1 protein-coding gene is annotated in these 242 nt (G+C 60.3%); it reads right to left on the bottom strand.

What is annotated here, in order from left to right; all coding sequences use genetic code 11:
- Positions 1-242 (bottom strand): 4Fe-4S binding protein (locus SB771_RS36555; RefSeq protein WP_410722228.1); only part of this gene is annotated, 242 nt, incomplete at both ends.

Genomic DNA, 242 nt, shown 5'->3' with positions numbered 1-242 from the left:
CATCGCGGTGCCCGCTGCAGCGACCGCACATATGGCAGTCCGACGCACCCTTCATATTGCGCAACGGCACCAACGGCGCGCAATTGATCGGAATTACGCGATGTCCATGCTCGCCGTTCTTGTACGAACGGCGCCACGCGTCTTCATCGACTTTGTAATGGAACGGCGCCAGGCGCGCCAGAAGCGAAAAAACCCCGTTGACGGGGCAGAGATATTTGCACCAGACCCGCTTCTCGCGTCCG

The sequence above is a fragment of the Burkholderia sp. SIMBA_051 genome, assembly GCF_046534915.1.
GTDB lineage: Bacteria > Pseudomonadota > Gammaproteobacteria > Burkholderiales > Burkholderiaceae > Burkholderia > Burkholderia ambifaria.
Note: the sequence above shows the minus strand (reverse complement) of the source record. Positions and strands in the feature narration are given on the sequence as shown.